17 protein-coding genes are annotated in these 20,824 nt (G+C 47.8%); 11 read left to right on the forward strand and 6 right to left on the reverse strand.

Features of this window, described 5'->3' with window-relative positions:
- The first annotated feature begins 169 nt into the window (after positions 1-169).
- Complete coding sequence (gene dinB / locus H5715_RS00190; protein ID WP_075188357.1) at positions 170-1,234, forward strand: DNA polymerase IV; 1,065 nt, start codon at positions 170-172, stop codon at positions 1,232-1,234.
- Positions 1,235-1,502: 268 nt separating this feature from the next.
- Positions 1,503-1,919 (forward strand): ExbD/TolR family protein, encoded by a 417-nt coding sequence (locus tag H5715_RS00195; protein WP_075188358.1) that lies wholly within the window; start codon positions 1,503-1,505, stop codon positions 1,917-1,919.
- 711 nt (positions 1,920-2,630) lie between these two features.
- Here the strand turns inward: H5715_RS00195 and gcvP are convergent.
- Positions 2,631-5,546 carry an aminomethyl-transferring glycine dehydrogenase gene (gene gcvP / locus H5715_RS00200; protein WP_075188359.1) on the reverse strand — a complete coding sequence of 972 codons (2,916 nt, stop codon included), beginning with the start codon at positions 5,544-5,546 and terminating at the stop codon, positions 2,631-2,633.
- A 152-nt stretch (positions 5,547-5,698) separates the two neighbouring features.
- Here gcvP and H5715_RS00205 point away from each other — a divergent pair, with 152 nt between their 5' ends.
- Together H5715_RS00205 and H5715_RS00210 are read left to right on the forward strand one after the other, a co-directional pair.
- A complete protein-coding gene (locus H5715_RS00205) occupies positions 5,699-6,817 on the forward strand; it encodes a CvpA family protein (RefSeq protein WP_075188360.1) in 1,119 nt (372 codons plus the stop codon).
- 18 nt (positions 6,818-6,835) lie between these two features.
- Positions 6,836-7,387 carry an NUDIX domain-containing protein gene (locus H5715_RS00210; RefSeq protein ID WP_075188361.1) on the forward strand — a complete coding sequence of 184 codons (552 nt, stop codon included), beginning with the start codon at positions 6,836-6,838 and terminating at the stop codon, positions 7,385-7,387.
- 459 nt (positions 7,388-7,846) lie between these two features.
- Here H5715_RS00210 and H5715_RS00215 read toward each other — a convergent pair whose 3' ends face one another.
- Positions 7,847-8,752, reverse strand: coding sequence for a GGDEF domain-containing response regulator (locus H5715_RS00215; protein ID WP_075188362.1), 906 nt, complete (start codon positions 8,750-8,752; stop codon positions 7,847-7,849).
- Between the two features lie 560 nt (positions 8,753-9,312).
- Complete coding sequence (locus H5715_RS00220; RefSeq protein ID WP_075188363.1) at positions 9,313-9,525, reverse strand: hypothetical protein; 213 nt, start codon at positions 9,523-9,525, stop codon at positions 9,313-9,315.
- A gap of 1,017 nt (positions 9,526-10,542) precedes the next feature.
- Between H5715_RS00220 and H5715_RS00225 the strand changes: the two genes are divergently transcribed.
- Positions 10,543-11,118, forward strand: a complete 576-nt coding sequence (locus H5715_RS00225) for a hypothetical protein (RefSeq protein ID WP_075188364.1) — start codon at positions 10,543-10,545, stop codon at positions 11,116-11,118.
- 275 nt (positions 11,119-11,393) lie between these two features.
- Here H5715_RS00225 and argF read toward each other — a convergent pair whose 3' ends face one another.
- A complete protein-coding gene (gene argF / locus H5715_RS00230; RefSeq protein ID WP_075188365.1) occupies positions 11,394-12,308 on the reverse strand; it encodes an ornithine carbamoyltransferase in 915 nt (304 codons plus the stop codon).
- A gap of 5 nt (positions 12,309-12,313) precedes the next feature.
- Positions 12,314-13,477: an acetylornithine transaminase gene (locus H5715_RS00235; RefSeq protein ID WP_075188366.1), complete on the reverse strand. Its 1,164-nt coding sequence runs from the start codon at positions 13,475-13,477 to the stop codon at positions 12,314-12,316.
- 515 nt (positions 13,478-13,992) lie between these two features.
- On the opposite strand from H5715_RS00235, the gene grxD reads away from it, so the two are divergent.
- The 5 genes from grxD (at position 13,993) to H5715_RS00260 (ending at position 19,133) form a co-directional block, all read left to right on the forward strand.
- On the forward strand, positions 13,993-14,331 hold the full coding sequence (grxD, locus tag H5715_RS00240; RefSeq protein ID WP_075188368.1) for a Grx4 family monothiol glutaredoxin: 339 nt from the start codon (positions 13,993-13,995) through the stop codon (positions 14,329-14,331).
- 135 nt (positions 14,332-14,466) lie between these two features.
- Entirely contained in the window at positions 14,467-15,606 is a 1,140-nt protein-coding gene (locus H5715_RS00245; protein WP_075188369.1) for an endo-1,4-beta-xylanase, read from the forward strand.
- A gap of 422 nt (positions 15,607-16,028) precedes the next feature.
- Positions 16,029-17,540 carry an alanine/glycine:cation symporter family protein gene (locus H5715_RS00250; RefSeq protein WP_075188370.1) on the forward strand — a complete coding sequence of 504 codons (1,512 nt, stop codon included), beginning with the start codon at positions 16,029-16,031 and terminating at the stop codon, positions 17,538-17,540.
- A gap of 214 nt (positions 17,541-17,754) precedes the next feature.
- On the forward strand, positions 17,755-18,558 hold the full coding sequence (locus H5715_RS00255; protein ID WP_075188371.1) for an SH3 domain-containing protein: 804 nt from the start codon (positions 17,755-17,757) through the stop codon (positions 18,556-18,558).
- The gene (locus tag H5715_RS00260; RefSeq protein ID WP_075188372.1) at positions 18,528-19,133 is read left to right on the forward strand and encodes an outer membrane beta-barrel domain-containing protein; all 606 of its coding nucleotides are present in this window, start codon (positions 18,528-18,530) and stop codon (positions 19,131-19,133) included. The genes H5715_RS00255 and H5715_RS00260 overlap by 31 nt, the downstream gene beginning before the upstream one ends.
- A 15-nt stretch (positions 19,134-19,148) precedes the next feature.
- Here H5715_RS00260 and H5715_RS00265 read toward each other — a convergent pair whose 3' ends face one another.
- Positions 19,149-19,826 carry an outer membrane beta-barrel domain-containing protein gene (locus H5715_RS00265; protein WP_075188373.1) on the reverse strand — a complete coding sequence of 226 codons (678 nt, stop codon included), beginning with the start codon at positions 19,824-19,826 and terminating at the stop codon, positions 19,149-19,151.
- A 347-nt stretch (positions 19,827-20,173) separates the two neighbouring features.
- Here H5715_RS00265 and H5715_RS00270 point away from each other — a divergent pair, with 347 nt between their 5' ends.
- Positions 20,174-20,818, forward strand: coding sequence for an AraC family transcriptional regulator (locus H5715_RS00270; RefSeq protein WP_221892322.1), 645 nt, complete (start codon positions 20,174-20,176; stop codon positions 20,816-20,818).
- Positions 20,819-20,824: the final 6 nt, after the last annotated feature.

Raw genomic sequence — 20,824 nt, forward strand, 5'->3', positions numbered from 1 at the left:
TACTATGTGTGTTGTTTAGCCTAAAAGACGTTTTGAGTGGGAAGTACCATTGCTGTCCGTTGACGATGTTTGTCGCCGATAAGGCTCGTACCGCATTCGGTCTTGTTGGCGCCCATATTTTATATGAGCGGGCTTGTTGAGCCGTGAGTTCGTTAAGAGTCGCTTGAAAATGAAAAAAATCATCCACATAGATGCAGACTGTTTTTTTGCCGCGCTGGAAATACGTAAAAACCCCAAACTTGCAGAGCTGCCCGTTGCGGTTGGCGGCGCGCCAGATAGACGGGGCGTTGTTGCAACCTGTAATTACTTGGCCAGGCAATATGGCGTGAAATCGGCGATGGCTTCTGCTTATGCGAAACGATTGTGCCCGGAGTTGGTTATCGTAAAGCCCGATATCGAACTTTATCGGCATGTGTCATCGCAGTTGCTGTCTATTTTTCATCGCTATACCGAGTGCGTCGAGCCGCTATCTCTTGATGAAGCCTACCTGGATGTTTCGGGCTGTGATTTGTTGAAAGGTAGTGCAACGTTGATTGCCAGAAATATAAAGGAGGTCGTTCGAGCGGAATTGGGAATTAGTGTCTCTGCCGGTGTGGCGCCCGTTAAATTCTTGGCAAAAATCGCCAGTGACTGGAGAAAGCCGGATGGACTTTTTGCTGTGCCCCCCGATGAGGTGGCACCCTTTGTGAGTAAGCTTCCTCTGGCGAGACTTCCCGGTGTTGGTCCGGCCACTGAGCGTAAGCTCTCCCGATATGGATTGCTGAATTGTCAAGACCTTAAGGAATTTGATCCCAATACATTGGCGAAGGAATTTGGTTGTTTTGCGCAAAGGCTACTGGACATGAGTAAAGGCATAGATAGTCGTTGTGTTCAGCCTCACCACATACGAAAATCCGTGAGTATTGAGCGAACTTACCCGGAAGATATCTCTGATCCTGCTCAGGTGCCTGGCTATTTGGACGAATTAATTGCTGGCCTCCGGCATCGCTACGGAAAATTATCAAATAAGTATCCGATAAGTAAAAAATTTGTGAAGCTAAAATTCGATAATTTTGAGCAAACGGTGTTGGAAACGAAGGTTTCACATCTTACTGACCCTTTTGAAGCTCCGGAATTTATGCGCTTATTGTTGGCAGCGTGGTACCGGCAGAAACGGGGGATACGGCTGCTGGGAGTAGGCTTTCGGTTTGCTCAGTCCGAACGCTGCCCCGAACAGATATTGCTACCCCTTTAAAAGAGCGCTAAGACCCCAAAAAGAAGTTTTTCGTTTTGGGGCGAGCAAAAAACGACCACAACTTAAATGACGAGCAGACAGGTAAAAGATCGTGTAGAATGCCGGATTGCCGGGAAAGACAACTTTGCTGCACAACAGCAATACATTGCGATTGTGATGGAGCTGATCTACTCTCTAGGGCAATAGAATCGCTTTTCGCTGTATACTGGCAGCGAGTCTCCGCTTCGGCAGAGATCGCGATTTCATTATCGAATGTGGAGAATAAATTGTGAGTCGTAGAAAACGCATTGAATCGGCCGAAGATAAGGCTGAGATTGATTTGACACCAATGCTAGATGTGGTGTTCATCATGCTGATCTTCTTCATCGTGACAGCATCGTTTATCAAAGAAAAATCGCTGGGTTTGAATGTGCCAGAAAACACCGAAAACCTGCCACCTCCCGAAACCGAAAGTAAGAGTATTTTGGTTCAGATCAACGCTAACGATGAAATTTACATTGACCAGCGTCGTGTCGATATCCGCTCCGTACGCTCCCTGATCGCACAGAAAAGCGCTGAAAGCCCAGAGGGTGGCGTGGTCGTTATGGCCCATGAGCAGGCTTCCACGGCCTCCTATGTCGCGATTGCCGATGCCGCGCGAGAAGCAAACATTTATGATGTGTCCCTAATTCCGCGAAAGAATTAGTTAGCGTCGCGTCTTAAAGAGCACTAAAAGCAAAAAGCCACTGTTCAGTGGCTTTTTTTTGGTTCGAATTTGCAGCGATTACTGTGCTGTTGTCCAACCCTTTATTTATTCACAACGCATGTTCTTATTGATCCGCATATCTACTGGTTTTCTAAGACTTCTTCTGTTTTTGGTTTCGAGCGCCTGCGGAGGCGCCTCGCTTGGCGGGACCAGTGTTTCATACCTTGTACTTCGATATTGATCCCAGTGAAAACGTCTCTAGCTCTTTTAATACGCAGCGACGATGGGCTTGTGGTTCAGCAAGGGTAGCGGCTTGAAACGTTATTATGGCTGCGGCCTTAGATGTTTCGTAAGCGACCCAGGAGCCGAGCTTTGATCGGTATCAACGTAACAGCACGTTTACAGCTACATCGTCATGGCAGCTTTGGGGCGGCGCACGCTTCTATTTTCCGGAAACGGAACCTTTTGCCTTTTGCGAGCAGCCGAGCGTAGGGTAAAAACGCCGTAGGGGATAGTACTTGCAACTATTTCTCTGGAGTACGTTTTAAACATTCAGTTTGTTACGAAGTGCATCTAAACCTAGAGGTGGTGGGGCATATTGGTAGATTGTTAATGTGGCTTCGATCTTGGATGGCCAAACCACCCGAGATCGAAGCCGCTACAGCATTTTTATGGAATGCGAAGGAAGCGGAAAGAGATGAACAATAAAAATTATTTGTCCAAATACAGATCAATAGAAGGGCAAGAGCATATCAAATTGCGGTCTCCGTAAACGTTATCGATGCGGTTAACGCTCGGCCAAACCTTATGTTCTTTTAAATACGCTAATGGCCGCGACGCTTCTTCCCGGCTATACGGGCGCTGCCAATTTTCTTCAATAATATCGTCGAGAGTGTGTGGAGCGTTACATAGAGGGTTATTGTCTCGTGGTAGCTCACCGTTTTGTACGCGCTCAGCTTCCTGGCGAATGGTGATCATGGCATCGCAGAAGCGGTCTAGCTCTGCTTTGCTTTCGGATTCGGTGGGTTCGATCATGAGGGTCCCTGCAACGGGGAAGGACATGGTTGGTGCGTGGAAGCCGAAGTCCATGAGTCGCTTGGCAATGTCTTCTTCCGTAATACCGCTGCTTTCTTTTAGCGGGCGTAAATCCAGCAGGCATTCGTGGGCGACAAAACCATTTTTGCCTTTGTACAAAATTGGATAGTGCGTCTGCAATTGTGAGGCGACATAGTTGGCGTTAAGAATGGCCACTTCGGTGGCCTGTTTTACACCGGTGCCGCCCATCATACGAATATACATCCAGCTAATCGGCAGAATACTCGCAGAGCCCCACGGTGCTGCTGAAATAGTACCGTTACCCTGTTCTGTGCCGGGTATACTTTGTAGTGGGTGCGAGGCTAAATACGGTGCTAAATGAGCTTTTACGCCGATAGGGCCCATTCCGGGACCACCACCACCATGGGGTATACAGAACGTTTTGTGGAGGTTGAGGTGGGAAACGTCGCCACCGAATTCTCCCGGTGCGGCAAGGCCGACCAGCGCATTCATATTGGCGCCGTCGATATAGACCTGGCCGCCGATGTTATGAATAAGCTCGCAAATTTCTTTGATGTTCTCTTCAAAAACACCGTGGGTGGAAGGGTAGGTCACCATAATGGAGGCAATACTGTCCCCGTGTTGAGTGATTTTTGCTTTCACATCGTTCACGTCTACATTGCCCTGCTCATCACATTTGATTACGACTACTTTCATTGACGCCATTTGTGCCGATGCGGGGTTTGTTCCGTGGGCAGATTGGGGTATTAAGCACACGTTGCGCTGGTGTTCACCCTTGGCTTCAAAATATTTTTTGATGGCGACCAATCCTGCATATTCGCCCTGTGAGCCGGCATTGGGCTGAAGGCTTATGGCATCGTAACCGGTGCATGCTTTTAGCATGTTCTGCAGCTGTTCAAATAATATGGTGTAGCCCTGGGCCTGATCTATTGGGGCAAAGGGGTGAAGCTCGCCGAACTCAGGCCAGGTAACGGGAATCATCTCTGCAGTAGCATTTAGTTTCATTGTGCAGGAGCCGAGCGGAATCATCGCGTGGTTCAGGGCAATGTCTTTTGATTCTAATCGTTTGAGGTAGCGCAGCATCTCCGTTTCGGATTGGTAGCGATGAAAAATTTCGTGCTGTAGGGCTTTTTGTTCACGCGCGGACTCTCTGGGGATGGCGGTATTGCCCTGCGCTTTGACTTCCAGACTGTGAAAATCCAGTGGCGATTCGCCGGCTGCAAAAACGGCGAGTAGAGCCTCGATATCTTTTTGCGTAGTGCATTCGTTCAGGCTGATACCTAGCGCATTTTTTCCCTCTAGGCGCAGATTAATATGTGATTTAAGTGCGCGCTGGTAAAGAGCCATTTGCTGTTCGCCCACTTCAATACACAGCGTATCGAAAAACTGGCTGTGGCGAAGCTTGTAGTTTAGCGAGGTTAGGCCCTGGGCCAGAATTTTAGTTAATAGGTGAATGCGTTTGGCAATTCTGTCGATGCCATCAGAGCCATGGTACATGGCATAGAAGGCGCTCATCACCGCCAGTAAAACCTGAGAGGTGCAAATATTTGAGTTGGCTTTTTCTCTGCGAATATGTTGTTCTCGGGTTTGCATGGCCATGCGCAGAGCTGGCTTGCCTCGGCTGTCGACAGAGACACCAATTATGCGGCCGGGAGTCGAACGCTTGTATTTTTCTCGGAAGGCGAAGAACGCTGCGTGTGGACCGCCAAAGCCCATAGGAACGCCAAACCGCTGATTGCAGCCTACGACAATATCCGCGCCTTGTTCACCCGGGGCTTTGAGCAGGGCTAGGCTCATTATGTCGGCGGCAACAATGGCCAGAGCCTCTTTTGCGTGAACGACCTGAGTAAGCTTTTCCAGCTCCAGCAGTTCACCGTTTGCACCTGGGTTTTGTAGCAGTGCTCCGAAGTAGTCGTGGTTTTCCAAATCAGTATTGGGGTCACCAACTACAATATCGAAACCGAAATGTTCGGCGCGGGTTTTCAGCACAGCAAGGGTTTGTGGCAGGCAGTTGTGATCGACAAAAAACTGGTCAGACTTGTTTTTACGGGCCACGCGCTTTGCCATCGCCATAGCTTCAGCTGCGGCAGTAGCTTCGTCCAGCATCGAGGCGTTGGCCAGATCCATGCCAGTAAGGTCGGTAATCATTTGCTGGAAGTTAAGTAGGCCTTCGAGGCGGCCCTGTGCAATTTCTGGCTGATAGGGGGTGTAAGCGGTGTACCAGCCTGGGTTTTCCATGACATTGCGCAGGATTACAGGGGGTACATAGGTGCTGTGGTAACCCAGGCCGATGTAGCTCTTAAACCGCTGGTTTTTCTGAGCGATGGCTTTGAGTTCAGCCAAGGCCTGCTGTTCTGTCATCGGTGCAGCCAGGCTGGCGGTCTGTTCGCTACGGATCGCTGCGGGCACCGTTTGCTCAATGAGTTCATTTAAGCTGCTTACCCCCAACTTTTCCAGCATGGCAGAGGTCTGCTGCGGGTTGGGACCAATATGCCGGTTGATAAACTCATCGTTGTAGTTGAGTTTATCGAGTGATTCTGGTTGTGAATGGCTTGGCTCGGTATGCGGCATAGAGGTATTTCCGTACAATCGCTGAAAGGTGCTGAGGACCTGAGACATAGAGGGGGAAAACAAGCGCGCAATATACCGTTTTGGCCTCTGCTCAGCAATTGTTCCTTTGTCAATCAATAATATATTTGTGAAAGCGAAGAGTAGTGCTCGGTATGTCGTGGATTAGCCTGATTTTTGTAGCCTGGATAGGCGTTTGTGCCTTCCGAGGATTTCGCCGTGGGTTCTGGCTTAGCTTACTCGCGCTTTTGGGCGTGATCGCCGCCTACGCCACCAGCCTCCTGTGGGGGGCTGGGCTTAGCCAAAGGTTGATGACTTGGGGCTGGCCGCCTCTGCTGGCCTATTGCGGTGGCTTTACCGGTATCTATCTGTTGGCGTATCTTCTTGTGGCCGAGTTGCCTCGGTTATTGCTGGCAGCGCTGTTTACGAAGACCTCCCGCTTGCCTTGGTTAGGGGCTTTTTTGGGGACCTGCGTTGGTGTTGTGTCTGGCCTGCTGATGGTGTGGGCGTTTTCTTTTGTGCAGGCATCGTTGCAGCTCAGTAAGGCGCCGGTGATGGCTGATAGCCCTCTTACCGATAGAGACAAGGTTGTAGCTATTGCGGCAAAAGCAGTAGGAGAGGCTTCGCGCATGGGCGCGTTAGTCGCGGGGGTAGATCCGCTGCAGGCGGAAGTGCTGGGTAAGCTAGCGCGAGAGCCGCAGAAGTTGATGCGCAACTTGCAGGCTCTAGGAGAGTCTGACCAGCTTAAACAGTTTCTTTCTAGTTCCGAATCCCAACGCTATATGCGCGAAGGAAATCTGGATGGTTTAATTGAATCGCCTGGTTTTCAGGGAATAATTAATCTTCCCGAGTTAGCAGATTTGCGCCAGTTCGCGCTGGCGGAAGTAAAAAGTGATGGTGATGACGAAGCTGGATTGCGGGAGGCCGATATATTTATCGCCTCGCGAATGGCTCTAGCCTGGCAGCGCGTGCATGCTATGCGTAACGATTCTCGAGTGCAGGATATCGTAAAGGATGAGCAGGTTCAGCAGATGATTGAGAGCCGTGATATTCCCGGTCTTTTGATGAATGCCAAAGTGCAGTCGTTAATGGGGCTGGTAATGGCCGGAGAAATTGCGACGGTTGAACGGGAGCCGCGGCTAATGATGGAGAAAATACCTACGGCAGTAAACCTTGATGCATCCGTTTTATATCGATGGAGGGATAGTGAAGGCCGGGTTCGATATTCTGACGAGGCTCCAGAAGGTGTAGATGTGGACTTAATTCAGTACTGATACAGGCGTAAAAAGACGATGGTAGTCAAAAAAATTGGCGGTTGGCAGCAGCTCAACGTAGAGGAAATTTACGAAAATCCGTGGATCAAAATCACCCACGAAGACGTGTTAACGCCTGCCGGCACGCCCGGCATATACGGGGTTGTACATTTTAAAAACCGCGCCGTGGGTGTTATTCCGATTGATGAGGACGGTAATACCTGGCTGGTGCGTCAAAGTCGTTACACCTTAGATTGCTATACTTGGGAGATTCCAGAGGGGGGGGCGCCCTATGGTGAAGATATGCTGGAGGCTGCAAAGCGAGAGCTTGAGGAAGAGACAGGGCTGAAAGCGCGGGATTGGAGTGAGCTGATGACTATTCACCAGTCCAATTCGGTCAGCGATGAGGTGGCCAAGCTTTATGTTGCCAAAGGGTTGTATGAAGGCCGGCAGCAGTTGGAGGCTACAGAAGATATTACCGTAGAGAAAATGCCTTTAACAAAAGCGATTGATATGGTTAAAAATGGAGAGATTACGGATGCTTTATCGGTAGCGGCATTACTTAGGTTGGCGCTAGATGGGGTTAGTTAGCCCCTAGTGGCACTGGCCCTAAACGAGAAACGCGCTTGTGACTTATCGCCACAAGCGCGTAGATTACCGTAAAACGGCCGACCTCCTGTCGAAATGCAAGTCCAGTCCCATCTAACATCCCCGGCTTTCTCCAAGAAAACGCGGTTCAAATCTCTTCCTTGACCTTCCCTGATTTCCTTTTTTTACATTCACATCCTGTGAACTAAAGCGCATCCATTGACCTTACCTGGCCACGCGCACGTTCCTTGAGGTACATCCGTGTTGGTGCGCATCCCTTGACCTACCGTGGCCATTCATCGCGTCCGTGTGATCATCCTTGAGAGACTGTATTCTGAGCTTTTTGACGTTTTTTCAATAGTGGCAAGGTTCTGTACTGCTTGTAGGATATTGACCATAGTGTTTGCGCGAATCCAGCGTTACACGTTTCGTGGCTCTTACAAGGGTGCCTCGATATAACGTTTAGCAGCTAACGGATCGGTTTCGCCCCAGGGCTTTGGCTTGGTATAGTAGTTTATCTGCACGTTGAAGGGTGTGGCTAAAGTCATTGTCTTCCGCTGCTATTGTCGTCACTCCAATACTTAAGGTCATGGAAAACGGCTTCCCGTCTGGGGCGTCTATGGTGAGCTCCTCACAGCTTTGGCGAATACGTTCGGCCAGGGCAACCGCGCCTTCCAGGTCCGCATCTGGGCAGGTAAGTGCAAATTCTTCGCCACCCAATCGCCCGAATATATCGGAATCTCTTGTGGCCAGACGGCAGCATTCCGTGAGGGCTATTAGTGCGGTGTCACCGGCGGCATGCCCGTAAGTATCGTTTATGGCTTTGAATAGGTCGACATCAATCATCAACACAGATAGTGGGCGGTTATGGCGGAGTGATTTTGAATACTCAGCCTCCGACAATGCGAAGAAATGGCGACGATTATAGGTGTGGGTTAATGGATCCTGTGTGGCCAGACGCTCCAGCTCTTCGTTGGCTTTAACCAGCGCGCGGCGGGCATTGATGAGGCGTAAGGCTGAACGCATCCGGGCCGACAGCACGGGGTATTCAATGGGCTTTGACACAAAGTCGTGAGCGCCCAGATCAAGGGCTTGAATAATGCTGTTATCGGCGGTGTTGGCCGAAACCATGATGACGGGGATATCCCGGGTGTGCTCATTGGCTTTTAACTGTTCTAGTGTATCCAAGCCGCTGATGCCAGGCATGCGAATATCCAACAATATAATGTCGGGTTTTTCTTCGTGTACTTTATCGAGGCACTGCTGACCATTGTACGCGGCAATAACTTCAAAGCCTTCGTCCTCAAGCTCGAAGGTCAGGAGTACGACATTGTCTTCTACATCGTCAACGACGAGAACTTTGGTCATAGGGGGATAAGATTTAGCCTAGTATTTGTTCAGTATAGGTGATGGCAGAATCTTTGCTTTGGTGTTATAGGATAAAGATCATCGTTACAGGTGGATATGCTCCAGGTGGGTAATAGCCTTCATGCTAAAAGCCGCGAGGAGCTGGCCGTTGATAGTGTGCTTGACCGGTCGTTGCGGGTCATTGGGTTTTGCCCTGGAGGTTTGGTCTTTATGACGGTGGGAGTGCAATAGTTTTCGCCGCAGGCGCATAAAAAGACGGTCGCTATCGGTATTATTGATGTGTGCGGATCTTACCTATTGGTGGAAATAACCGCCTACTCACTGGCGTACCTGCCAGCTTTTGGGAGCGATCAGATAGGGTTTTCGACTTTAAGCTCGGCGCTAAGGTAGCGGATGGCTTTTGTCATATGTTTGCGTTGTCGGTTTACCACCAGTACGATCGGAACGAGATTTTGTGCTTTTGCCGTAACGAATGACTCTGTCGGTTGAGGTTATCCATCGTGCGGTTTCGATATTTCTGGGTGGGCCCCATGCTGAGACTTTCCGTTGGGTGAGGCACTTTAATGAACCGTTCGAGGTATTTCTATAATATCTCTATGGTTGGACTGGTTTTTTCCCGCCAGCTTTTGTTGAAGGGCGATAAGAGCTCTATTCAGGGTCGATACCGATTGGCTTAACTCCCTTACGGCGCTCTCAATTTCTGCCGTATCACTTTGTTCCTCCGAAGTGGGTTCCAAAAATATGTTTTCTTTGTTGTAGCCGTGTCTTGCCATGATCAAGCCTCCAAGTAAAAGGTGAATTTGACTGCTGTTTTGAGCCAGATTTTTGGACCTTAAAAGGTGACCCGATATGTGTTGGTGATCCGATGAACATGAATCTTTTGTCGGTTATATACCTTGTGTTTTTTATTGCTTGCTTTACTCCTGCCCAAATCGTTCTGCATCGCAGTGAGGAACGGACTTTGCGTTCGACCTTTTTTATAGTGTCTAATGATGAGGCTCTGGTTGCATAGTCTGCTCTTACATGGCTCCGTGGCTAACGTTATTCTATTACGACGATCTTTGGATTTGCGTTGAGTAAATCCACAGTATAATAAAACATTTATAATGCTTGCATATGACCAGATTAAACCGCTCGGCAGTATCGGATTTATTTTTGGACTACTGGTGATATGCGGGCTCCATTTTTTCTAAAGAATTCAGTTGGTATGTTTCCGTCTTGGATTAATTCCCAGTTAGCCTATGTAGCTGCGTCGTAAATATGAACCCCTCAGTAGCTCTATAGCAAAGGAGTACCTATAAGGTGCGTCCGGTGTTGTTTGCTTCTATATCCTAGATGCCGATGATTTTACCCCTCCCCCCGTATTTAACTCGTAGTGAATGAACCTGTGACACGTCTGGTTTGGGAGCTTGCCCTGCCAGTAAAGGTTAATCTGAGTTAGGGTTGAGCCTAGGATGCACATGGCATATGCCGGTGCTTGTTAGGAAGAGATGCAAGATAATGTGGTTTGAGTCGGAGCGCAATAACGAAACTCTGGTGGTTTCCTGTGGGTAAATCGCGAGAAAGTTTGTGGATAAGTGCGCGCTAACTCGCCAGCTCAGGTGGGATAAAAGCGTTGCGCTGCTACATATCGTTGGCTTCAATTTATAATATTTTCTACTAATGTAGACAGGGTTTTATGCCTTTCGCTCCGATAGTATTTTATTAAAACCGGATATCCGAGTTCAGCTAGGGTTCAGTCGAAGGTAAGCAAAATGCTCGTTAACAAATGTGAGAGCGAGGAGCTTGTGATGAACCCTTTTATAAAGCGCTTTTCAATGGTCGTTTTTCCCTTGGTTTTAACCGCGTGCGGCGCCGAGCATGTCAGTATTTACGACGATGGGTATTACAGTGACGTGTATGTGGAAGCATCGTCGGTTCATGTTATGACGGATAACCACGATAAGCCGGAGCTGGATGATTTTTATTTGGTCGACAGTTATGGTTATAGCTCGGAATTTAGTTCGAGCCCTGGATTAACCGTTGATCCCTATATGGATGACGGTTGGTTTGAGGTGTATTGGTATACGCGAGCATGGGACGATTATTGGGTAGAGTTCTATGTGAACGATAGCCCGTCAATTACGCATGCGTCTTACGTGGGGTCTCAATTGTGTGGGCTGGGTTTTGAGTGCGAGGACGATGGTATTCAGTTTTGCCAGTACACTGCAGGTTTTAGCCTGTCCTGTGACACGGGAGAAGATCAGGTTACTGATGTAAGCTCTATGATGTACACCGTTCCGCAAACGCTCTATTTTATTGTGCAGGTGTGCGATTTGAATTTCGAGTACTGTGAGTACTCCACAGAGCCGGTGTTGTTTGAATAGCTTGAGGGAGACTGGCTGGAACTGCGGGATTGTCTTTTTCCCTTCCATCGATAACAAGCTTTGAAATATTTCTTCTCCCCCCATCGCGAAGGGAGGAGAACACTTCAGGCAGTCACATAGTGGCCGACCCAAAGAGAGGCCGGTTACCCGGCTGTTGAGAAGCTATCTGCATTGCCTAAAAAGGGGATTAAAATGTCCATCTATTCGTTATAAACTCCGTTTTTTCCCCATTTTTACCTTGCGCTGACGGCCTAGCTTACGTTTTCAAGAAGTTACTAGTGGCTATTTTCTTTTAAAAAACACATCAATGCCTTCTGGGCATGTAGGCGGTTTTCTGCTTCATCCCACACCACAGAGCGTTTATCGTCTTCCATTAATTCGTGGCTGACTTCTTCACCTCTATGTGCGGGTAAGCAGTGCATAAACACTGCATCGTTTTTCGCGCGGTTCATTAGTTCGTGGTTGACTTGATAACCCTCGAACTGACCTTCACGTTGCTGCTGCTCCTCTTCTTGGCCCATGCTTGCCCAGACATCGGTTACGACCCAGTCTGCATCTTTTACCGCGTCAGCGGGGCTGCGCATCACTGCCACACGGTTTTTGTTTGTTTTTACCAGTTCTGCATCCGGCTCATAGCCCTCTGGGCAGGCAACCCGAAGTTCAAAATCACATAAACGTGCGGCATTAATATAGGAGTGACACATATTATTGCCGTCGCCAATCCACGCGACGGTTTTACCTTCGGGGCTGCCCCGGTGTTCAACGTAGGTTTGAATATCAGCTAACAGCTGACAGGGGTGGTAGCTATCGGTTAGTGCGTTAATGACGGGTACTTTGGAGTATTCGGCAAAGCGCTCGATTTTTTCGTGTTCGAAAGTGCGGATCATGATCATGTCGACCATGCGCGACAGTACGCGGGCAGAGTCTTCGATCGGCTCGCCGCGACCGAGCTGGGTGTCACGTGGCGACAGGAAGATGGCGCTGCCACCTAACTGTGTCATACCTGCTTCAAAAGAAACGCGGGTGCGAGTGGATGATTTTTCGAAAATCATGCCCAGCACCTGGTTTTTAAAGGGCTCGATTATTTTCCCTTGTTTCAGTTCGGTTTTCTGCTTGATGGCACTATCGATAATAGCGGTAAGCTCATCTGGTGCGAGATCCAGCAGCGTTAAAAAGTGTCTTATAGCCATAATAATTAAAACTCTTCGATGAGTTTGACAACAATTTGCACAATTTCTTGCGCTTGTTCATCGGAAATGATTAGTGGTGGTAACAAGCGAAGGGTATCGCCTGCCGTTACATTCACTAGCAGTTTCTCTGCTTTGGCTTTTGTGACTAGCTCCGCGCATTCGCGATCTAGCTCTATACCAATCATTAAGCCCTTTCCTCGAATATTGAGTACTTTTTCGGAGCCTGCCAGTTTCGCTCGAAAAGCGTCCAAAAAATAAGTGCCGAGTTTTTCCGCTCGCACAATAAGATTTTCTTCGATTAGAGCTTTAGTTGCCGCCAGCGCAGCGTTGCAGACCAGAGGGTTTCCGCCAAAGGTGGATCCGTGGTTGCCAGGCTGCAGGATCTCGGCGGCTTTACCTCTCGCCAGACAAGCACCAATGGGAACGCCGTTGCCCAATCCTTTTGCTGTCGTGACTACGTCGGGCAAAATATTGTTGTGCTGGTAGGCGAAAAACTTTCCGGTACGGCCGTTGCCGGTTTGAATCTCATCGAGAATCATTAGCCAGTCGTTGGTATCGCAGAGTTCACGCAACTGATTCAAATAATTGTGATCAGGAACATTTACGCCACCTTCCCCCTGTATCGGCTCCACCATAACGGCTACGGTACTCTCTGTGGCGGCGGCTTTAATGGCTTCTATATTGTTGTAGGCGACATGTTCAAAACCGCTTACCAGCGGTTCAAAACCTGCTTTGACTTTTGGATTGCCTGTAGCCGAGAGGGTTGCCAAGGTTCTGCCGTGGAAGCTTTTATCTGCAGTGATGATCTGTGGTAGAGCAATACCCTTCTGCTGACCGAATTTTCGCGCTATTTTTAAGGCTGCTTCGTTTGCTTCCGCGCCGGAATTTGAGAAGAACACCTTGTCCATGCCTGAAAGGTCTACCAATAATTCACCTAACTCCTGCTGAGGCTCGATTAGGTAAAGATTGGAGCAGTGAATCAATTTTTCTGCTTGTTCCACGATAGCTCTTGTTACTGCGGGGTGGTTGTAACCCAAACCGCAGACGGCGATGCCGGAAAGTGCGTCTAGATAGCGATTCCCATCACTGTCCCACAAATAAGCTCCATCCCCTTTGGTGAGGGTGGTTGTTCTTTCTCCGTATGTATTCATGAGTGCGGACGCCGACATTATTAACTCCCAAAAGCAAAACAGGCAGCTTCGGCTGCCTGATCAAACGATTATTCTATAAACAAATGTTCTATTTGTAAAATAGGGGCCAAGGACTTATTTTCGCTTCGGTCCAGTGATGGTTGAGTTATAGCCTCGCAGTGAGTGTTGCACCGAAATGGGCCTCGGCTAAGGGAGACGCTATTGGCTATAGGGCACTTATGTTTGCGAGACTGAAGTCCAATGTGTTCGAAAATAGCTCGCAGGATTCAGTTCCTTTGCGACAGAGCCTATCAACGAATGGGATCAATATGTTACTGGAATCGATAGTGTTTGCCGTTGCGGTATTCACAGCTTTTATGATTGTGCGCAGCTGGCTAAACCGTTTCTGTCTCTTCCGGGCTTTACTCGGAGCTGAAACCGGTTAACCTTGTGCTGCAGGGCGCTTACGTTGGAAATAGCAGTGGGAACTTGAATGTCGTTAGCGTACAATACCCGACAAAATCAGTAGGTTAATACAGTGAGGTCAGTACCCCATGGATATCATGGATACCATTAAAAGCCAGATTGCAGACAATGCCGTCATTCTATATATGAAAGGCTCGCCAAATGCACCACAGTGCGGTTTTTCGATGCGTGCGTCCCAGGCAGTAATGGCCTGTGGCCAGCGATTCGCTTATGTCGATATATTGTCCAATCCGGATATTCGTGAAAACCTGCCTAAATATGCCAATTGGCCGACTTTCCCTCAGTTGTGGGTGGGCGGCGAGCTGGTGGGCGGTTGCGATATTATTACCGAAATGCAAGAAAGTGGCGAGCTAAAGCCGTTAATTGATGCCGCTGCTCCAGCAGAGGACGCTGGAACTGGCGAATAAGTTAATCTCCAGATATATAGCGTCGAAAAAGCCCGCGTTTAGTTCGCGGGCTTTTTTTTTGCCCTAAGCTTATAGTTCGTTGGACTATAATGGTTCAGAGATACCTTATTACCATCGAGATAGAGAAAAACAACTATGGCCATATCCCGCAGACAATTTGTTCTTCAGTCCGCCGCAGTCTATACAGCCCTTGCCAGCATCAAAGTTAACGCGCTCGCAAAGGCGGTAGAAGAGACAGGCATTAAAGACCTCTATAAGCACGATTTCCATATCGGCACTGCTATCAGTGGTTCCAATATGAGAGCGTCTGATTCGAGTTTTTTGGGGCTGGTAAGCCGAGAATTTAGCGCGATTACCATGGAAAACAGCATGAAGTGGGAGAGGATTCATCCAACTCCAGAGCGCTGGGACTGGGAAACAGCAGACAAATTTGTGGACTTCGGTGAAAAACACAATATGTATATGTTGGGGCATGTATTGGTTTGGCACTCGCAAGTGCCGGATTGGGTGTTTCAGGATGAAAAGGGCAAGCTTATATCCCGCGAGGCCCTGCTAAAGCGCATGGGGAGCCATATCGGAAATCTTGCTGGGCGTTATGCTGGTCGTATGACGGCCTGGGACGTGGTAAACGAAGCCATTGATGAAGATAAGGGCTGGCGAAAAAGTCCTTGGTTTAACACCATTGGGGCAGATTTTATGGATCACGCCTTCAATTTTGCTCATGACGCAGACCCGAAAGCGCATCTGGTCTATAACGATTACAACATGCAAAATCCGGCTAAGCGCGCTTTTCTGGTGGACTATATCCGCAAGGCGAAAAAGCGTGGCGTGCCCATACAGGGCGTTGGCCTGCAAGGGCATGTCGGTCTGGATTTTCCCAATATTCAAGAATTTGAAGACAGTATTGAAGCCTACGCTGCCGAAGGTATGCGCATTCATATTACAGAGTTTGATATGGATGTGCTGCCCGTAGCCTGGGAGTTTATGGGGGCGGAAATATCTACAAATTTTGAATATTCCGACGAGTTAAACCCTTATGCGGATGGCTTGCCTGCTGCAGTGGAGCAGCGTTTAAATGATCGCTACGTAGAATTTTTCAAGCTGTTTCTCAAGCATCGCGACAAGATCGAACGGGTTACTCTTTGGGGAACCGGTGATGGGGAGTCCTGGAAAAACAATTTCCCTGTCGTTGGTCGCACCAACTACCCGCTGTTATTTGATCGTGAATACAAGCGAAAGCCTTGTTACGATGCAATTGCGGCCTTAAAAAAATAACAGACTAAAATAACGATAGCTCTCGCCTGCCGGAAGTGATTGTTACTTCCGGTGTCGTCTCTTTGAATTGTTTGTTAGAGCGTAGGTGTAACCCTAGTGCCTGCGCGATCGTAAATAGCTCAGCCCCTCCTTTTTCCCCCTTAATCAAAGCAATGAAATAGACAGCGCCGACTCACTAAAAGAAGGCAGTAGCTATGCCTAAAAAGCAGCTACTGTATTTTGGTCGTGGTGCAGAAGTTTAATCTTGGATGAAAGATTATTGGTTCCTGTTCCCTTTTTAATGACTTTCACTAGAGCTTGGTGGTTAAGAACCTTGTTTTTTACCGGGGCGCGTTTATAGTGGCAAAAAAATTGCTAATAACAAACCTGTTTAGTATCAGTGTGGAATACAGTGTATTTCACAACAATTTAGGGGTAGGCGTATGGAAACCTGGGTAAATTTTCTTAACGGTATTATCTGGAGCCCGGTGTTAATTTATCTTTGCCTGGGAGCTGGGCTTTTTTATTCGATTCTTACTCGCTTCGTACAGGTACGGCTTTTCTCCGAAATGTGGAAGCTTTTGCTTTCAGGCAAAAGTTCGGAACAGGGAATCTCTTCTTTTCAAGCGTTGACCGTGTCGCTCTCGGGCCGGGTCGGTACCGGTAATATTGCTGGTGTTGCTGCCGCTATTGGTTTTGGTGGTCCGGGTGCGGTGTTTTGGATGTGGTTGGTGGCGTTTCTTGGCGCTGCAACGGCCTATGCCGAATCAACTCTGGCGCAAATCTATAAAGAGGAGCAGGAGCCGGGGGGGCAGTATCGAGGCGGCCCGGCTTTCTATATTGAAAAGGCCATGGGGCAAAAATGGTACGCATGGCTTTTTGCCGTTTCTACCATAGTTGCCTGCGGCTTTTTGTTGCCTGGGGTGCAGGCCAATAGTATCAGTATGGCGGCCTCTATGGCCTTCGGTAGCGGAGATTTAATTGAGACCAGTTTCGGCGTGCTCAGCCAGGCACAAATTTTAACGGGAACAATCGTCGTTTTGATGCTCGGCTTCATCATTTTTGGGGGCGTGAAACGTATTGCGTATGTTGCTCAGGTTGTTGTTCCTTTTATGGCGTTGGCCTATATTCTGATTGCTGTTGTGATTGTTTTATTAAATGTTGCGGAGCTACCGAGAATATTCGGATTAATTATCGGCGATGCTTTCACTCCAATGGCGGGTGTAGGGGCGGCTATTGGCTGGGGAGTTAAGCGAGGTGTTTATTCCAACGAGGCTGGCCAGGGAACCGGCCCCCACGCGGCGGCGGCAGCCGAAGTACAGCATCCAGCCCAGCAGGGGTTGGTACAGGCTTTTTCCGTATATTTCGATACCTTGTTTGTGTGTTCAGCAACAGCTTTTATGATTTTAATTACCGATACTTACAATGTTCAGCTAGGAGAAGCCTTTTTGGTGCAGAATATTGCCGCAGATATTGCAGCAAACGGTCCCTCGTATACACAAATGGCGATTGAGAGTGTAATGCCGGGTGTTGGAAATCCCTTTGTTGCTGTCGCACTATTCTTTTTCTCCTTCACCACCATTCTTGCTTACTATTACATTGCGGAAACTAATGTGGCTTATATCAATCGTGTATTCCATATTCCGGGTTTGGATTTTGGCTTGAAGGTTGTGATATTGGGCGCGACCTTTTATGGAGCCGTAAAAACGGCGAACCTTGCATGGGCGTTGGGCGACGTCGGTGTTGGCGTAATGGCGTGGTTAAATATTATCGGTATTATCATTATTTTCTTTTTATCAAAACCTGCAATAAAGGCGCTGAAAGATTATGAATCACAGCGTAAGCAAGGAGTAGAACACTACGTGTTTGATCCTGTGAAATTAGGGATTAAGAAAGCAGATTTTTGGGAGAAAAAGCATCGTGAGGCTCCAATATCTGAGCACGGAGAAATTTAACGATAATAAGAGGTTCTGACGTTAGCGATTGCCATGCTTTTGATGAGCGAAGTAAAGAGCATGTTTTGAGGGTGCTTGGCGTCGGGCGTGCTTAGTTGGCAAATTTGACAAGCCCTGACGATAAGATCACAAAACTATGGTTTGCTTCGTGAATGCAAGAGGGGCAAACGTTAGTATTGAGTGCTGACTTCTGCATGAGGGGCTGGAACACTCAATGAAAACGGTAAAATTATTCGCGAGCAGTTTGATCGGGCTGCTCGTTATACAAGGTGCTCTTGCGCAGAATGTCTCGTCTTTAAATACGCAAGTTCAAGGTTCAGCTGGTAGTGATCAGCCATCATTAAAACTTCAAGTTATAGATCCCTATGCGGATGTCCACTCGGGGCCTGGACGAGGCTACCCGGTATTTTATGCAGTGGAAGAGGGTGAGGCAATCCGGATTTTGGCACAGCGGCCAGGTTGGTATGAAATCCGGCTACAAAATGGACGCACCGGCTGGGTAACGGCGGCACAGATTTCACGTACTATTCAGGATACGGGTGAGCCTGCCGACTTGCCAACAGTCAGTTATGGTGATTACCTGAAAAACAGCTTTCGAGTGGGTTTTACTTCGGGCGCCTATACTAGCGGGGAGCTCGAAGGCGCCGATGTCTGGAGCGCTACGGGTGGTTATCGCGCGAATGGTTGGCTGGAGCTCGAAGGTGAGTATGGGAAAGTGTACGGCGACGATATACGGGGCGATTTCTATGGCGTTAACGCGTTAATCGAACCCTTTTCCCAGTGGCAGTTCTCCCCATATTTGGTGCTTGGAGTTGGGACTATGGATATAGATTCGCAGCCAAAATTGATCCCACTGGAAATCGGAAAATCGGATTTTAAAAATTACGGCATCGGTGGTAATTACTATTTGGGAAGAAATTTTCTCGTAAAAATAGAATACCGCTCCCATACCGTATCAACAGATGATAGTGATGTGGAACTAGGCGCATGGAAAATAGGATTCAACACCTTCTTTTAGCGGTACTGAAGCAGACTGTTAAGCACGCAATCTTACCTCTGGCTCTCGCGGTTCCGGCAGCTAATAGTGTGGATGCCATAGATTCCGAGGTCTTCGAATTTGGCGTAAGCGCTGGAGTACTGAACATTGAAGATTTTAGCAGCGAATATACGTTGGGAGCCAATGTCAGCTTTAAGGCAACGGAAGACTTCTTTCTTCAGTTTAATTACCTACAGGCAGATGCGGGTCTATCTTCGTATGAAAAAAGTCAGGGGCAGTCATTCGGTGGAGGTGATCGAACCTTTCAGCATTTTGATCTGTTGTTAGGCTACAATCTATTTCAGGCCGAATTTTTTACCGGCGACTCCACTGCAAATTTATCCGCGTTTTATCTTGTTGGGGGAGTGGGTAATACCGAGTTTGGAGGGGAAGCCAGTTTTACTTATACGGTAGGCGCTGGCTATCAGGTGGCGATTGCACGAAAAATTATCGTGCGGGCCGACTACAGAGACTATATGTACACTTCAATCCTTAGCGATAGCGACAAGACAACCCACAATGGCGGTATTACTTTGGGAGTGGGTTATCTTTTTTAAAGGCGCCGCTCTACTTTAAAACAGCGCATTTAGGCCCACGACAAATTCTGTATTGTGGGTCGTTTTACTGTCTCCAATAAAGTCGCGATTAGCAATATGATCGCGGATATCCATATTCATAACCAACCAGTCGGTTAGCACAGTTCTGTAGCTGCCTCCTAGCATTAACCCGGTTTTACTATTGTCGGCAAAATCGTATTGCCCTAGGCCTGCGAGTATATAAATATCCGTGTTTAGCTTTGTGTTTCGCCCAAAAAATGACCGGCCTTTTAATACTTTATATCCTCCGCTAAGTGAGAAATATCGAAAGTTACGATCGCTATCCGAAATAAAATCAGACGCATTGAGCTCTTCGAAGGTGGCCTGGCTGACCTTGGATGAGCCGTAGTTGGCTTGCGCGATAATCAAATCACTAACGTGGTAAGTAAAAGACAGGCCACTAGATAAGTTGGAGTTAAAGTCTTCGATATTGATCACACCCAAACCGATACCTAGTTCAAATTTTTCCGTATCTATTTGTGCAGCTTTTACAGCTGACGGCTTTTTTTCTGGCTCAATAATGGGCTGGTCTGCTGGTTTGCTCAGGTTTCCAATGGTGCCGCCGTTCTCCTGGGCTATAACTAATGATGAAAACACAATCGTAAATAATAGGATATTTATTCTCAATGGTGCCAATAAACAACTGTTTTGCATGGTTTTTCCTTTTAGCTCTGCCGAGGCTAAGCAGCTGAGGCAAGGTGTTTTAAGTCAGAAGGGCAATATTAAATAAATTGGTCGCAAAGCTGATGTTATCTGGTTCTCAGTATGACTATGGAGCCTCAAAGGAATATAGGAATTTATTATGAATGCGAGTATGTTGTATGCACATACTTTATGTTGTGTTGCTTGTGGTTGGTGTTTTAATTTTTCGTAAAGTGTGAGGCGCGTCCCAATTATAGCGCGCGTTTACAATATTTCATTTCGTGTTAGTTCGCATTTTTCAGCGATTTTTAAAGTGTTAGAAGTTAAGTGGAATCGGTTTGTCGTAGAGAGATAGATATATGAGGAAACAAAATTATCAGCTAAAGGCGCTAGCCATTGTGCTCGTTTGCTGTTTGTTTTGCAGTAACGGTTTTACACAGGAAGAAAATCGTAAAATTGAAAATCCTCAGGGTTCCAGTGATAACGCGTGGGTGAATTCCGTCAATGTAGAGCAGTTTGCGGAGCAGACCATTGACGGGGAGCTGGATGGAATGAGTGAATTGCAGGCCATCGCCAGTAATATTCAGGATCTTAAAGCGGATGTGATTGTACTTAATAAAGATTTACGAAAAATGGAAGAAAAATTGTTGTTTCCTTCCAATACGCGCTACACCGTTTTTGTTTCGCTCACCACCGGTCAGTTTTTTGCATTGGAGGGGGTGAAGTTAAAAATAGATGGGAAGCTGGTCGCTAGCCACGTGTATTCCGAGAAGCAGCGTACGGCGCTCTCCCGAGGAGGAGTGCATAAACTCTACGACACCAATTTAAACGAAGGCATTCACACTATTACGGCGTTTTTTACTGGCCTGGGGTTGGATGGCCGGCCGTATAAGCGTGCTGCGAACCTCGAGTTCGAAAAAAGTTTAGGTAGTGAGTTTTTAGAGTTGTCAGTTATTGACAATGGAGCCACCCAGGAACCAGAGTTTGAATTGAAGCGGTGGTAATGTGTC

The organism is Teredinibacter haidensis (assembly GCF_014211975.1).
GTDB lineage: Bacteria > Pseudomonadota > Gammaproteobacteria > Pseudomonadales > Cellvibrionaceae > Teredinibacter > Teredinibacter haidensis.